Consider the following 13846-nt stretch of genomic DNA (forward strand, 5'->3'; position numbering starts at 1 on the left):
CTAACGACTCAGGACACTAGTGTCCCGAACCGGAAGTCCGGTGCATGAATCGGCGGATCCAGGTTTCCGCTGGGTGCGCCGGCGGGCCGGCCTCGTACCGGGCGTACTCGGACGGTTCGCCGGGGCGGCCAGCGGGAAGCTGGGCCGTCGAGTTATGTGGTGGACTTTCGGTTCGGGACACTAGAGCATCTAACGACCGGCGGGCGCGATATCCAGTGCGTGCTCGCGGACGTGGTCGAGGCTCCGCTTGACCGCGCCGAGCATCACGGCGTCGCCGCCGAGCGCCGAGGCGAGCACGCGCGGCGGCGGGTCGCCGTGGCGGGCGAGCCGGTCCTCCAGGGTCGCGAGCAGCGGGCCGCAGGACACGGCCACCCGCCCGGCGATGATCACCCGCTCGGTGTCGACCAGGCTGGCGAGCGTCGCGATCACCCGGGCCATCCGGTCGGCGATCGCATCGACGACGCCGGCTGCGAGCCGGTCGCCGGCGGCGGCCGCGGCGAACACGGACTCCGCATCGGCGTCGGGGGGCAGCACGGAGCGCGCCCCCGGTTCGGCGAGCGCCTCCCGCGCCCGCTCCCGGGCGATCTTCGCGATGCCGTCGGCCGAACCGACGCCGCTCACGAGCCCGAGGAAGCGCATCTCGCCCGCACCGCCGCGCGCGCCCCGGACCAGCCGCCCGTCCTCGACGATGCCGGCGCCGAGCCGCTCGCCCGCCAGCAACGCGACGAAGTGCCGCACGCCGCGGCCGTGGCCGCGCCAGCCCTCGGCGAGCGCGGCGAGGTTCGCGTCGTTGTCGACGACGGCAGGCCGCCCGTGCCTCGCGTGCAGCCGCTCGGCGAGATCCGGGTTCATCAGCTCCCAGTACGGGTTGCCGCGGAAGGTGGTGCGGCCGGCTGCGTCCACGGGCGCGGGGACGCCCACCGTGACGGCCAGCACGCGTTCGGCCGGCGCGCCGGCGTCCGCGAGCGCCGCGGTGACGGCGTCCCCCACCGCGGTGAGCCGCTCGGCGGCGTCGGCGAACCCGGCGCGGGGCAGGCCCTGGTGCCTCCCCAGTTCGGCGCCCCGCAGGTCGGCGACGATCGCGTCCACGCGGTGCTGGCCCGCGTCCACCCCGACGACGAGGCCGGCGAGGGGGTCGAACGCGTACCGCCGGGCGGGGCGCCCCTTGTGGTAGCCGCCGTGCTCGCGCTGGTTGGCCACCTCGCGCACCCAGCCGCGCGCGATGAGCTCCTCGCAGACGCCGTGGACGGTGGCGCGGGAGAGCCCCGTGGCGGCCATGAGATCGGTACCCGTCACCGGCGATGCCAGCCACATGTTGTCGAGCACGAGCCGGGCGGTCGCCTCGCGCACCATCCGCGAGGACGGCGCGCTCGTCCGCTCCGGCTCCACCCGTTCAGCTTAGGTTCGGGGCCGCGACGAGCTCCCGAGCGCGCGCAGGGCGAGATCGGTGACGGTGTCCGCGTAGGCCTCGGTGAGCGGGGCCGTGCGCAGCAGCCACCGGTGGTAGGGCGGCCCGATGAGCATCTCGACGGCCACGGTCAGGTCGAGGTCGGCGCGCAGCTGCCCGGCGTGCTGGGCGGTGCGCAACCGGTCGGCGATCGCCTGCAGCTGCGGCCCGAGGAGCCTCTCGAGCATGGTGTCGGCGAGCTCGACGTCCTCCTGCATCTCGATCATCAGGGCGCGCGAGGTGCCCGACAGCTTCGGGTCGGCGAGCTCGGCGACGATCGCGCGCACGACGCCACGCAGGTCGGCGGCGACGTCGCCGGTGTCGGGCAGCGAGAGGTCGTCCGGGTTCTCGTTGACCGCGGCGAGGAAGCCGTCGAGCACCACGGCGCCCTTCGACGGCCACCACCGGTAGATCGTCTGCTTGCCGACGCCCGCACGGGCCGCGATCGCCTCGATCGTCAGCTTCCGGTAACCCACCTCGTGCATCAGCTCGGTGGCCGCGGTGAGGATCGCGTGGCGGGAGCGCTCGCTGCGCCGGGAGGGATCGGGGGGCACGGGCCGAGCATAGTCTTCAACGAGACGAGACGCATCGTCTTGACAAAAGCGCGGACTCCCCGCATCCTCGAGTGGCGAGACGGACCGTCTCGTTCAGCGGAAGGAGTCCGATGGCGCACATCGCCATGGTCAGCATCCCGGCGCCCGGGCACGTAAACCCGAGCCTCGAGGTCATCCGGGAGCTCGTGCGGCGCGGGCACCGGGTCACGTACGCCAACGACGTCGCCTGGGCCGAGACCGTGCGCGACGCCGGCGCCGAGCTCGTCCCGTACCGGTCGACGCTGCCGTTCCACCGCGAGGACGGCTGGAACGGCGACGCGATCGACGCGCTGCGGCTCTTCCTCGACGACGCGATGGCGATGCTCCCGCAGCTCCGCACCGCGTACGAGGACGACCGGCCGGACCTGTTCCTCTACGACATCGCGGGCGGCCCGGCCCGGATCCTGGGCGTCCAGTGGGGGATCCCGGCGGTCCAGCTGTCGCCCACGTACGTGGCCTGGAAGGGCTACGAGGAGGACATGCGGGAGACCACCGACATGTGGAAGGCGGACCCGCGCGGTGCGGACCACTACCGCACCGCCCTGGACTGGCTGACCGAGAACGGGATGCCGGCCGACGAGTCGTGGATGGGGCGCCCCGAGCGCGGGCTCGTGCTGATCCCGCGGGTGCTGCAGCCGAACGCCGACCGTGTTGGCCCGGAGTTCACCTTCGTCGGCCCGTGCCTCGCCCCGCGCCCGACGCAGGGGGAGTGGGCCCGGCCGGCGGACGCGGAGAAGGTCCTGCTGGTGTCGCTGGGCTCCGCGTTCACCGACCACCCGGAGTTCTACCGCCGCTGCATCGCCGCATTCGGCGACCTGCCCGGCTGGCACGTCGTCCTGCAGATCGGGTCGCGCGTCGACCCGGCGGTGCTCGGCGAGGTCCCGGCCTCGGTCGAGGTGCACTCCTGGGTGCCGCAGCTGGCCATCCTGGAGCAGGCCGACGCGTTCCTCACCCACGCCGGGATGGGTGGCTCCGTCGAGGGACTGTGGAGCGGCACGCCGATGATCGCCGCACCGCAGGCCGTCGACCAGTTCGAGAATGCCGACGCCCTCGTCGCTGCCGGGGTGGCGCGCCGGGTCGACTCGGACTCGGTCACGGCCGACGAGCTGCGCGCGGCGCTGCTGGAGCTCACCGGCTCGGCTGAGGTGGCCGAGCGCAGTGCCGCGATCCGGACGGAGCTGCGGGAAGGGGGCGGCACGGCGCACACGGCGGAGCTGATCGAGCAGGAGCTCGCGCCGCGCCGCTGACCGTACGAGCGGCACGTTCGTCCTGCCCTATCGGACGAACGTGCCGCTCGTCGCGGGAACCGGGCCCCCTCGGTGCGGCGCTCCGGGGCGACCGGGACGATGATGCGGTGACCAGCACGTCGCTCCCGACCCAGCAGCACCCGAAGTCGCCTCAGTCGATCGAGCAGCGCATCGCCGATGAGCTGGGCGTCCGGGCCAATCAGGTGGCCGCCGCCGTCGGCCTGCTCGACGACGGCTCGACCGTCCCGTTCGTCGCCCGCTACCGCAAGGAGGCCACCGGCGCGCTCGACGACGCGCAGCTGCGCACCCTGGAGGAGCGCCTGCGGTACCTGCGCGAGCTGGAGGAGCGGCGCACCGTCGTCCTCGACGAGATCCGCAAGCAGGGCAAGCTGGACGAGGCCCTCGAGGCGCGGATCATGGCCGCGGAGTCGAAGGCACGGCTGGAGGACATCTACCTGCCGTACAAGCCGAAGCGCCGCACCAAGGCGATGATCGCGCGGGAGAACGGCCTCGAGCCGCTCGCCGACACGCTGCTCGACGACCCGACCCAGGACCCGAACACGCTCGCCGAGGGCTACCTGAACGAGCAGGTCGCGGACGCCGCGGCCGCGCTGGAGGGTGCCCGCGCCATCCTCGTCGAGCGCTTCGGTGAGGACGCCGACCTCATCGGCGGCCTTCGCGAGCGGATGTGGACGCGCGGCACGCTCGTCACCAAGGTCCGGGAGGGGAAGTCGGCGCCCAACGATGTCGCAGCGTCGAAATTCGCCGACTACTTCGACTTCTCCGAGCCGTTCACGAAGCTGCCCTCGCACCGGATCCTCGCGGCCTTCCGCGGGGAGAAGGAGGAGGTGCTCGACGTCGCCCTCGAACCCGACGCCGAGCCCGCCGAGCCGGGCGTCGTCACCGACTACGAACGCACGATCGCCGCGGCGTTCCGCATCGCCGACGAGGGCCGCCCCGCCGACAAGTGGCTCTCCGACGCCGTCCGGTGGGCCTGGCGCACCCGCATCCTGCTGCACCTCTCGATCGACATCCGGGTGCGGCTGCGCACCGTGGCGGAGGAGGGCGCCATCGGCGTCTTCGCGACGAACCTGCGTGACCTGCTGCTCGCCGCTCCCGCGGGCAGCCGCGCGACGATGGGGCTCGACCCGGGCCTGCGCACCGGTGTGAAGGTCGCGATCGTGGACGCCACCGGCAAGGTCGTGGCCACCGACACGATCTACCCGCACGCCCCGCGCAACGACTGGAACGGCGCGCTGGCGAAGCTCACGAAGCTGGCCGACGCGCACTCCGTCGACCTGATCGCGATCGGCAACGGCACGGCGTCCCGCGAGACGGACAAGCTCGCCGCTGAGCTCGTTGCGCACAACCCCGGGCTCAAGCTCACGAAGGTGATGGTCAGCGAAGCCGGGGCGTCGGTGTACTCCGCATCGGCCTTCGCCTCGGCCGAGCTGCCCGACCTCGACGTGTCGCTGCGCGGCGCCGTCTCGATCGCGCGGCGGCTGCAGGACCCGCTCGCCGAGCTGGTGAAGATCGACCCGAAGTCGATCGGTGTCGGCCAGTACCAGCACGACCTCGCCGAGTCGGCGCTGTCCCGCTCGCTCGACGCGGTGGTCGAGGACTGCGTGAACGCGGTCGGTGTCGACGTCAACACCGCGTCGGTGCCGCTGCTGCGCCGGGTCTCCGGGATCACCGAGGGCCTGGCCGCGCAGATCGTGCAGCACCGCGACACGAACGGCCCGTTCCGCACCCGCACCGCCCTCGCGGACGTTCCGCGGCTCGGCCCGAAGGCGTTCGAGCAGTGCGCGGGCTTCCTGCGCATCCGGGACGGCGAGAACCCGCTCGACGTCTCCGGCGTGCACCCCGAGTCCTACCCGGTGGTGCGCCGGATCCTGGAGCGCGCGAAGACCGACATCGCCGCGCTGATCGGCAACGCCCAGAAGGTCAAGTCGCTGAAGCCGACGGACTTCGTCGACGCGCAGTTCGGGCTGCCGACCGTCACCGACATCCTCGCCGAGCTGGAGAAGCCGGGCCGGGACCCGCGCCCGGCGTTCCGCACCGCCACGTTCGCCGAGGGCGTCCACAAGATCGCCGACCTGAAGCCGGGGATGCTGCTGGAGGGCGTGGTCACCAACGTGGCCGCGTTCGGCGCGTTCGTCGACGTCGGCGTGCACCAGGACGGGCTCGTGCACGTCTCGGCGATGTCGAACCAGTTCGTGTCCGACCCGCGCGACGTCGTGAAGTCCGGTGACGTCGTGCGCGTCAAGGTCCTCGAGGTCGACGAGGCCCGGAAACGCATCTCGCTCACGCTCCGGCTCGAGGACGAGGCCGGCGCGCGGCAGGCCCGCGGTGGGCCGCGCGAGCAGAACCGCGGCGGCGGGCGCGACCAGAAGGGTGGGCCCCGGGACCAGAAGGCCGGGCAGCGCGGCCAGAAGGGCGGCGACCGCCGGGACCAGCGCCGGGGCAGCGACGACCGGCGCGGCGGCGGCCGCCAGGGTGGCGGCGCCCCGCAGAACAGCGCGATGGCCGACGCCATGCGTCGCGCGGGCCTGACCGGAGGCGACAAGCGCTGAGCTTCGCCGCCCCCATTGCAGCAAAGCCACTCTCATGCAATGACATGGCATGAAGGTGGCTTTGCTGCAACTTCCCAGGGCCCCGGTGCGTGCGTGACCGCGATCACCTGGGACTATGTGTGGTCGGTGGTGTGTTGGACCACCTGAGACCGCACCGGCCGGGTAGTAGTAGTGCCGATGGCCCCGCGGGCTCATCCCGTGGGAGCGCCGTCGGTGCTCCCGTCCCTGCGACGGAAGACGATTCTTGATCGAGAACGAGCACGCGCTCGACCTGCCCCGCTTCTCCGACCTCCCGCTGCGCCACGAGCTGCTGAGCGAGGTCGAGGAGCTGGGCTATCAGCACCCCAGCCCCATCCAGGCGCAGTCGATCGCGCCGCTGGTCGAGGGCCGTGACCTGCTCGGCCAGGCCGCCACCGGCACCGGCAAGACCGCCGCCTTCGCGCTCCCGATGCTCGAGCGGCTCGCGGGGCAGCGACCGGAACAGGCGAGGGGGGACGCGCCGTTCGGGCTCGTCCTCACCCCCACCCGCGAGCTCGCCCTGCAGGTGTCCGAGGCGGTCACCCGCTACGGCCGTGGTCTGGGCGCGCGCGTCGTCACCGTGTACGGCGGCGCGCCCGTCGGCCCGCAGTGGCGGGCCCTGCAGCAGGGTGTCGACATCGTCGTGGCCACGCCCGGCCGCGCGATCGACCTGCTGAACCGTGGCGCGCTGCGGCTCGACGGGCTCGAGACCGTCGTGCTCGACGAGGCCGACGAGATGCTCGACATGGGTTTCGTCGAGGACATCGAGACCCTGCTCGACGCCACCCCGGACACCCGGCAGGCCGTCCTGTTCTCGGCCACGATGCCGCGGCGCATCGAGACGCTGGCCCAGAAGTACCTGCGGGAGCCGGTCACGGTCCGGATCCGGCGCGAGGCCGTGCCCGAGGGCGAGGCCCCGAAGGTGCGCCAGACCGCCTACCTGGTTCCGCGCAGCCACACCACGGCCGCGCTCGGCCGCGTGCTGGAGGCGGAGCGGCCGACGGCGGCGATCGTCTTCTGCCGCACCCGCCTGGACGTGGACGCCGTCACGGAGACGCTCACCGCCCGCGGCCTGCGGGCCGAGGCGCTGCACGGCGGCATGGACCAGGAGCACCGCACCCGCGTGGTCGAGCGGCTGCGCAGCGGGCGCACCGAGCTGCTCGTCGCCACCGACGTGGCGGCCCGCGGCCTGGACATCGACCTGCTCACGCACGTGGTCAACCACGACGTGCCGCAGTCGTCGGAGGCGTACGTGCACCGGATCGGCCGGGTCGGCCGGGCCGGGCGCGAGGGCGTGGCCATCACGCTCGTGCCGCCGGCGAAGGTGCACGCGATGCGCGCCGTCGAGCGGCTCACCGGCCAGCCGATCGAGTTCGCCCCGGTGCCGACGGCCGCCGACCTGCGCGCCGCCCGGCTGGAGCGCACGTCCGTCGCCCTGCGCGAGCGGCTCGTCGCCGACCTCCTGGAGACCGAGTCCGACACCTCCGGCGACGGCGTCGCGGCGATGATCTCCGGGCTCACGGCCGAGTTCGACCCCGCCGACGTCGCCGCGGCGGCGGTCCGGCTCCTGCAGGCGGCCACCGGTGCGCCCGACGACGCCGAGGACATCCCGGTCGTCACGCCCTCGCGTGCCGGCGAGCGCCGCGAGAGCCGGGGTCGGGGCGGTGCCGCCGGCACCCGGCCCCCGAGGGCCGGCACCACGCGCCTCTTCGTCAACGCGGGCCGCGCGAGCGGCGTGCGTCCCCAGGACATCGTGGGCGCGCTCGCCAACGAGTCGAGCCTGTCCGGCCGCGACATCGGCGCGATCCAGATCCACGAGCGGCACGCGCTGGTGGAGATCCCCGAGCATGCGGCCGACGACGTGCTGCGCAGCCTCAGGGGTGGCACCACGTTGAAGGGCCGCCGCACCAACATCCGCCGGGACCGGGGCCTCGCCACCGCAGGTCGCGGGCGTCGCGACTGACCCACCCTGCACGAACGGCCCTCCTGTCCGAGCCTGTGGGACGAGGGGGCCGTTCGTCGTACGCGGGATTCGGTGTTGATCTCGAGCTGGTCGGGCGGTTAGGTGTAGTCCTCTGATGAGCTCGAGGAGGAGCGATGGCCGAGGCTGGAGCCGCGCAGGGCGGGGTGGTACAGGGGGCCGTACGCAAGGCCATGTGGCGGCTGCTGCCGTTCCTCGGGTTCTGCTATCTCCTGAACTACGTCGACCGGACCAACGTCGGCTTCGCCGCGCTCACGATGAACGCCGACCTCGGGTTGTCGGCCGCGGCGTACGGCCTCGGCGCCGGGCTGTTCTTCGTCGGCTACTTCTTCTTCGAGGTGCCGAGCAACGTCATCCTGCACAAGGTCGGCGCCCGGCTCTGGATCGCCCGGATCATGGTGACCTGGGGGATCATCGCCTCGGCCACCGCGTTCGTGCAGGGTGAGATCAGCTTCTACATCGTGCGGTTCCTGCTGGGCGTGGCCGAGGCCGGCTTCTTCCCCGGGATCATCCTGTACCTGACGTACTGGTTCCCCCGCGTGCAGCGCGCGAAGGTGGTCGCGCTGTTCTTCCTGGCCGTGCCGATCTCCTCCGTGGTGGGTGCGCCGATCTCCACGCTCCTGATCCAGTACGGCGGCGGCGCGCTGGGCTTCGACGCCGGCTGGCGGTTCATGTTCTTCGTCGAGGGCCTGCCCTCGATCCTGGTCGGGTTCGTGGTGCTCCTGCTCCTGCCCGACCGGCCGCACAAGGCGCGCTGGCTCAGCGGCGACGAGCAGGAGGCGCTCACGCAGAAGATCGCCGACGAGGACGGCGCGCAGGTGCCGCACACCACCGGCATCCGCGAGGGGCTGCGTGACTCCCGCGTCGTCGGGTTGTCGCTCATCTACTTCGGGATCGTGTTCGGCAACTACACGCTGGCGTTCTTCCTGCCGCAGGTCATCTCGGACCTGCAGGAGCGGTTCGGGGTCGAGTACTCGCTCGCGGAGATCGGCCTGATCACCGCGATCCCGTACGTGATCACGTGCTTCACGATGATCTTCAATGCGCGGCACTCGGACCGCACCGGCGAGCGCAGGCTGCACGTCGCGGTCCCGGTGTTCATCGGGGCCGTGGGCGTCGCGTCGGCGCTGTTCATGGACTCGCCCTTCCTCGTCATCGCCGCGATGACGCTCTGCGCCGCAGGCGTCAACACCGCGATCCCGGTGTTCTGGCAGCTGCCCAGCACGTTCCTCACCGGGTTCGGCGCCGCCGCGGGCATCGCGATGATCAACTCGTTCGGCAACATCGGCGGCTTCGCCGGGCCGTACATGACCGGGTGGTTGCGCGATCTCACCGGCAGCAACCGGGCCGGCATGTTCGTGGTGGCGGCGTTCATGGTGATGGCGGGGATCATGGTCCTGGTCGTCGGGCGGAGGCAGGAGCGGGAGGAGGGGCGGGCCGTGCTCGGCGCCGCCCCCGAGGAGCACCGATGACGACGGACCTCCGGCCCCGCAGCAGGTGAGAGGCGCGAGCGGACCGCCGGCCGGTTCGGTGGGCCTCCGGTGGGCCACCCCTCACCTGTCAGCCGCGCCTGCGGTGTCGCTTCGCGAGCGCTGCGCGCCCCTGGACGGGCGAGCCTCTGCGGCCCTTCCCGGGCATGATCATGGCTTCGGCGCAAGAACGGGCGAATCCGACCCGAGAAGGCGCCGAATCGCCGATCACGGGCCTGGGACGCCCTGGTGAACCGCATTACGTGGGGTCAGACGCTGCAGGAGCCGTCCGCGCAGCCGTCCGCGTCGCCGGCCGGGGTGAGGACCTGCAGCGGGTGGGCCTCCGCCCACGCCGTGTCCAGCACCTGGAGGAGCGCCTCGGGCGGCTGGGCGCCCGCCACGCCGTACTTGCGGTCGACCACGAAGAACGGCACGCCCGTGATCCCGTACGCCTGGGCCTGCTGCTCGTCGGCGCGCACGGCGTCGGCGTAGCGGTCCGAGGCGCGGACCGCGCGGGCCTCGTCGGCGTCGCGGCCGGCCTCGACGCCGAGCCGCGCGAGCGTGGCGTGGTCGGCGATGTGCTCGCCGTCGGTGAAGTAGCCGCGGAACAGGCGCTCCTTCACCGCGTCCTGCACGTCGCGTTCCGCGGCCAGGTGCAGGAGCCGGTGGGCGTCGAAGGTGTTGCCGCGGCGGGCGCGCTCGAAGTGGAAGTCCCAGCCGTCGGCGGCGGCCATCTCGGTCATCTGCCGGTGCTTGGCCTCGGCCTCGCCGCGGGACATGCCGTACTTCGTGGCGAGGTGGTCGTGGAGGTCGCCCTCCTGCTCGTGCGGCGCCTCCGGGTCCAGCTCGAAGCTGTGGAAGCTCACCTCGACCTGGTCGCGGTGGGCGAAACCCGAGAGCGCCTTCTCGAAGCGGTGCTTGCCGACCGCGCACCACGGACACACGACGTCGGACCAGATCTCCACCTTCACGACCGGGTCAACCTCCGGTGCGGGGAGCATGTTCCCCATGTCCGACCTTCCCGACGACTGGCGCAGCTGGCGCCGGCAAGAAGACCTCGAGAGCTACGACGAGCGCTTCCGGCGCCTCGCCGAGGCGGGGCAGAACCCGCACGGCGAGGCCGACCTCGTCGCCTCCTACACACCCGCCACGGTTCTCGACGGCGGGTGCGGCACCGGGCGCGTCGCGATCGAGCTGGCCCGGCGGGGGATCGCCGTGCTCGGCGTGGACGCCGACCCCGACATGATCGCCGCCGCCCGCGCAAAGGCGCCCGAGCTGGAGTGGCTCACGGCAGACCTCGCCGACCTCGACCTCCCGCACCGGTTCGACGTGGTCGTGCTCGCCGGCAACGTCGTGCCGTACGTGCCGCCCGAGCAGCGCGCGCGGGCGGTGGCGGCGTGCGTGGCGCACCTCGCGCCCGGCGGCCGGCTCGTCGCCGGCTTCCGGCTACGGCCCGGGTGGCCCACGCCGGACGACTACGACCGGTGGTGCGGCGCGGCCGGAGCGGAACCGGTCGACCGGTTCGCCACCTGGGAGGGTGCGCCCTACGACGGCGGGGACTACCTGGTGGCGGTGCACCGGCGGGGTCAGGGGACGGCGGCCACCTGATCGTCGCGCGGTTCGAGCAGCAGCGTGGACGGCCGGGTGGAGAAGGAGTGTTCGAGCACGAGGCACCCGGCGCCGATCGCGCCGACGTCGGGGCCGAGCGTGCTGCCCAGCGCCGCGACCGGGTGCACGTGGCGGGCCTCGGTGGTGGTGAGCAGCGTGTCGCGCAGGATCGGGAGGAAGACGGCGCTGATCCGGTCCCAGATCGGCCCGCCGAACACGACGGCCCGGACGTCGAGCAGGTTGGAGATGGTGGCCGCGCCGCGGGCCAGCCGCGATGCGCTCCCCTCCAGGATGGGCCGGGCCGCGGCCCGGCCGCACATCCCGGTGAAGAGCTCGTCGATCTCGCGGTCCCCCGCGTCCGGGGCCGGCCGGGGGAGCAGGCCGGCCCCGGCGGCCTCGGCCACCAGCGTGCGCGGCATGCAGGAGACGCCGACGCAGCCGCGCTGGCCGCAGCGGCAGGGCGGCCCGTCGGCGTCGACGATCAGGTGGCCGATCTCGCCCGCGTTGTTCGTGCTCCCGCCGAGCAGCTCGCCGCCGATCACGAGGCCCGCGCCGAGCCCGGTGCCCAGGTAGACGAACACGAAGTCCGTCAATGCGGTGGCCGACCCGCGCCACAGCTCCGCCAGTGCCGCGGCCGCCGCGTCCTTGTGCAGCACCACCGGGTAGCCGGTGGCCTCGTGCAGCAGCTCGCGCAGCCCGACGCGGGTCCAGTCGGGCAGCAGCGGCGGCTCCAGCACCACACCGCTGCCCGGGTCGAGCGGGCCGGGCGCGGCGATGCCCATGCCCAGCACCCGGCCCGCGTCGACGCCGGTGGACGTGACCAGCCCGGCGGCGGCCGCCGTGATCGCGGCGACCAGTTCCGGCGGGGACGTCGCCGACGCCGGCAGCGTCCGGACCGACGCGACGACGTCGCCCACGAGGTCGAGCAGGGCGACCGTGGTGACCGTCGGGTCGACGTGCACGCCGATCGCGAAGTGCCCGGTGGGGTGCAGCTGCAGCAGCGTGCGCGGCTTGCCGCGGCCGCCCGGGAGCGTGCCCGCCTCCCTGATGAGCTCGCGGTCCAGCAGCCGCCGCGTGATGTTGGAGACGGCCTGCGCCGAGAGGCCGGTGAGCTCGGCGAGCTCCACCCGGGACAGGCCGTCGGGGGCGTGCCGGACGGCGTCGAGGATCACGGCCTGGTTGAAGTCGGCGATGCGCGGCAGGTTGGTGCCCCGCCTGCCCTCCATGGGCCGGATCGTAGCCTCAGGCGCGGGCCACGACCGCAGCGTCGAGGGCGTCGCGCATCGCCGGGACCGGCGGCGTCAGGCCGGTCATCAGCTCCACCTGCGCCACCGCCTGGTGCAGCAGCATCTCCAGCCCGCTGACGACGCGCGCCCCGGCGGCCTCGGCGGCCGCCGCGAACGCGGTGGGCCACGGCGCGTAGACGACGTCGAGCACGACTGCGCCGGGCCGCACGCCGGTGAGCTGGTCGGCGGCACCCTTCGGGAGCGTGGACACCACCACGTCGGCCCGGGCGAGGGCGGCCCGCGTGCGGGCGGGGTCGAGCAGGCCGTCGGTGATGTCCGGCGTCACGCCGAGCCGTTCGGCGGCGGCGCGCAGCTCGCCGGCCCGCGCCGTGGAGCGCACCAGCACGTCGACGTCGCCGATCCCGAGGCGGGGCAGCGCCGCGAGCGTGGCCTGTGCGGTGCCGCCCGCGCCGAGCACGACCGCGCGCCCCGCCGGCGGCGCGCCGGCGCCGCGCAGGGCCGCGACCAGGCCCGCGACGTCGGTGTTGTCGGCGTAGCACCGGCCGCCGGTGAGCACGAGGGTGTTGGCCGCTCCGGTGGCGACGACCAGCGGGGAGACCTCCCGCGCGACGTCGAGGGCCACCCGCTTCAGCGGCATCGTCAGCGACAGGCCGGCCCACTCCGGTCCCAGCCCGGCGACGAACCCATCCAGGCCGCCCTCGTCGCACTCGTGCGCGTCGTAGTGCCAGTCGTCGAGCCCGAGCGCCGTGTACGCCGCGGAGTGCAGCACCGGCGACAGCGAATGTGCGACCGGACTCCCCAGCACTGCAGCACGCATGGCGACCAGTATCTCCGGCGGGGCGTGTGCCAGGCTCGCCGGATGGCGGAGACCATCCTCGTGCTCGGCGGACGCAGCGAGATCGGGCTGGCGGTGGCGCAGCGGATCGCGGCGGGGAACACCGTGGTGCTCGCGGCCCGGCGCAGCGCCGACCTCGACGCCGAGGAGAAGATCCTGCGCGATGCCGGGGCGGCGGCGGTCGACCGCGTCGAGTTCGACGCCGACGCCCTCGACAACCACCGCGGCGTGCTGCTGGACGTCGTTCGCCGGCACGGCCGCCTCGACGTCGTCGTGGTCGCGTTCGGGATCCTCGGCGACCAGGCGCAGGCCGAGCGCGACCCGGCGCACGCCGTGGAGATCGTGCACACCGACTACGTCGCGCACGTGGCCGTGCTCCTGCACCTCGCCACGATCCTGCGCGAGCAGGCTGCCGGCACGCTGGTCGTGTTCTCCTCGGTCGCCGGGGCGCGGGTGCGCCGCGCCAACTTCGTGTACGGCTCGGCCAAGGCGGGCCTCGACGGGTTCGCGAGCGGGCTGGCCGACTCCCTGCACGGCACCGGCGTCCGGCTGCTCCTGGTCCGGCCGGGGTTCGTGATCGGCCGGATGACCGAGGGCATGACCCCGGCCCCCTTCTCGTCCACGCCGGACCAGGTCGCCGACGCCACCGTCGCCGCCCTGCGCGCGGGGCGCGGCGAGGTGTGGGTGCCGAAGGTCCTGCGGCCGGTGTTCGCCGTGCTGCGCCACGCCCCCCGCGCGCTGTGGCGCCGGATGCCGCGGTAGCCCGCCGAGATGCGCTCACACACCAACTGTGGCGCCGGCACACGAACTGCAGTTGGTGTGTGAGCA

11 protein-coding genes are annotated in these 13846 nt (G+C 73.5%); 6 read left to right on the forward strand and 5 right to left on the reverse strand.

Translation table 11 applies throughout. The annotated features are described in order from the left end of the window. Positions 1 to 189: 189 nt before the first annotated feature. Positions 190 to 1389, reverse strand: coding sequence for an ROK family transcriptional regulator (locus tag ACU436_RS38325; protein WP_459032024.1), 1200 nt, complete (start codon positions 1387 to 1389; stop codon positions 190 to 192). Positions 1390 to 1398: 9 nt separating this feature from the next. Next, positions 1399 to 2001, reverse strand: coding sequence for a TetR/AcrR family transcriptional regulator (locus tag ACU436_RS38330; RefSeq protein WP_459032025.1), 603 nt, complete (start codon positions 1999 to 2001; stop codon positions 1399 to 1401). Positions 2002 to 2111: 110 nt separating this feature from the next. Here ACU436_RS38330 and ACU436_RS38335 point away from each other — a divergent pair, with 110 nt between their 5' ends. The 4 genes from ACU436_RS38335 (at position 2112) to ACU436_RS38350 (ending at position 9331) form a co-directional block, all read left to right on the forward strand. Beyond that, on the forward strand, positions 2112 to 3287 hold the full coding sequence (locus ACU436_RS38335) for a macrolide family glycosyltransferase (RefSeq protein WP_459032026.1): 1176 nt from the start codon (positions 2112 to 2114) through the stop codon (positions 3285 to 3287). 107 nt (positions 3288 to 3394) lie between these two features. Continuing rightward, a complete protein-coding gene (locus ACU436_RS38340) occupies positions 3395 to 5860 on the forward strand; it encodes a Tex family protein (RefSeq protein WP_459032027.1) in 2466 nt (821 codons plus the stop codon). A 244-nt stretch (positions 5861 to 6104) separates the two neighbouring features. Continuing rightward, complete coding sequence (locus tag ACU436_RS38345) at positions 6105 to 7841, forward strand: DEAD/DEAH box helicase (protein WP_459032028.1); 1737 nt, start codon at positions 6105 to 6107, stop codon at positions 7839 to 7841. 134 nt (positions 7842 to 7975) lie between these two features. Beyond that, a complete protein-coding gene (locus ACU436_RS38350) occupies positions 7976 to 9331 on the forward strand; it encodes an MFS transporter (protein WP_459032029.1) in 1356 nt (451 codons plus the stop codon). A 266-nt stretch (positions 9332 to 9597) separates the two neighbouring features. Here ACU436_RS38350 and ACU436_RS38355 read toward each other — a convergent pair whose 3' ends face one another. Next, a complete protein-coding gene (locus ACU436_RS38355; protein ID WP_459032030.1) occupies positions 9598 to 10338 on the reverse strand; it encodes a DsbA family oxidoreductase in 741 nt (246 codons plus the stop codon). Between ACU436_RS38355 and ACU436_RS38360 the strand changes: the two genes are divergently transcribed. Further along, positions 10337 to 10936 (forward strand): class I SAM-dependent methyltransferase, encoded by a 600-nt coding sequence (locus ACU436_RS38360; RefSeq protein ID WP_459032031.1) that lies wholly within the window; start codon positions 10337 to 10339, stop codon positions 10934 to 10936. The genes ACU436_RS38355 and ACU436_RS38360 overlap by 2 nt on opposite strands. Here the strand turns inward: ACU436_RS38360 and ACU436_RS38365 are convergent. Together ACU436_RS38365 and ACU436_RS38370 are read right to left on the reverse strand one after the other, a co-directional pair. Next, complete coding sequence (locus ACU436_RS38365) at positions 10915 to 12162, reverse strand: ROK family transcriptional regulator (RefSeq protein ID WP_459032032.1); 1248 nt, start codon at positions 12160 to 12162, stop codon at positions 10915 to 10917. The genes ACU436_RS38360 and ACU436_RS38365 overlap by 22 nt on opposite strands. A 16-nt stretch (positions 12163 to 12178) precedes the next feature. Further along, positions 12179 to 13000 (reverse strand): shikimate dehydrogenase, encoded by an 822-nt coding sequence (locus tag ACU436_RS38370; protein WP_459032033.1) that lies wholly within the window; start codon positions 12998 to 13000, stop codon positions 12179 to 12181. A 42-nt stretch (positions 13001 to 13042) separates the two neighbouring features. Between ACU436_RS38370 and ACU436_RS38375 the strand changes: the two genes are divergently transcribed. Continuing rightward, positions 13043 to 13780 carry an SDR family NAD(P)-dependent oxidoreductase gene (locus ACU436_RS38375; RefSeq protein WP_459032034.1) on the forward strand — a complete coding sequence of 246 codons (738 nt, stop codon included), beginning with the start codon at positions 13043 to 13045 and terminating at the stop codon, positions 13778 to 13780. Positions 13781 to 13846: the final 66 nt, after the last annotated feature.

Source organism: Pseudonocardia wallangbongensis, assembly GCF_054486945.1.

Bases quoted from the DNA above. Each gene is read 5' to 3' on its own strand.
- ACU436_RS38335 (WP_459032026.1), top strand. From the start codon at position 2,112: ATGGCGCACATCGCCATGGTCAGCATCCCGGCGCCCGGGCACGTAAAC.
- ACU436_RS38350 (WP_459032029.1), top strand. From the start codon at position 7,976: ATGGCCGAGGCTGGAGCCGCGCAGGGCGGGGTGGTACAGGGGGCCGTA.
- ACU436_RS38360 (WP_459032031.1), top strand. From the start codon at position 10,337: ATGTCCGACCTTCCCGACGACTGGCGCAGCTGGCGCCGGCAAGAAGAC.
- ACU436_RS38355 (WP_459032030.1), bottom strand. From the start codon at position 10,338: ATGGGGAACATGCTCCCCGCACCGGAGGTTGACCCGGTCGTGAAGGTG.
- ACU436_RS38365 (WP_459032032.1), bottom strand. From the start codon at position 12,162: ATGGAGGGCAGGCGGGGCACCAACCTGCCGCGCATCGCCGACTTCAAC.
- ACU436_RS38370 (WP_459032033.1), bottom strand. From the start codon at position 13,000: ATGCGTGCTGCAGTGCTGGGGAGTCCGGTCGCACATTCGCTGTCGCCG.
- ACU436_RS38375 (WP_459032034.1), top strand. From the start codon at position 13,043: ATGGCGGAGACCATCCTCGTGCTCGGCGGACGCAGCGAGATCGGGCTG.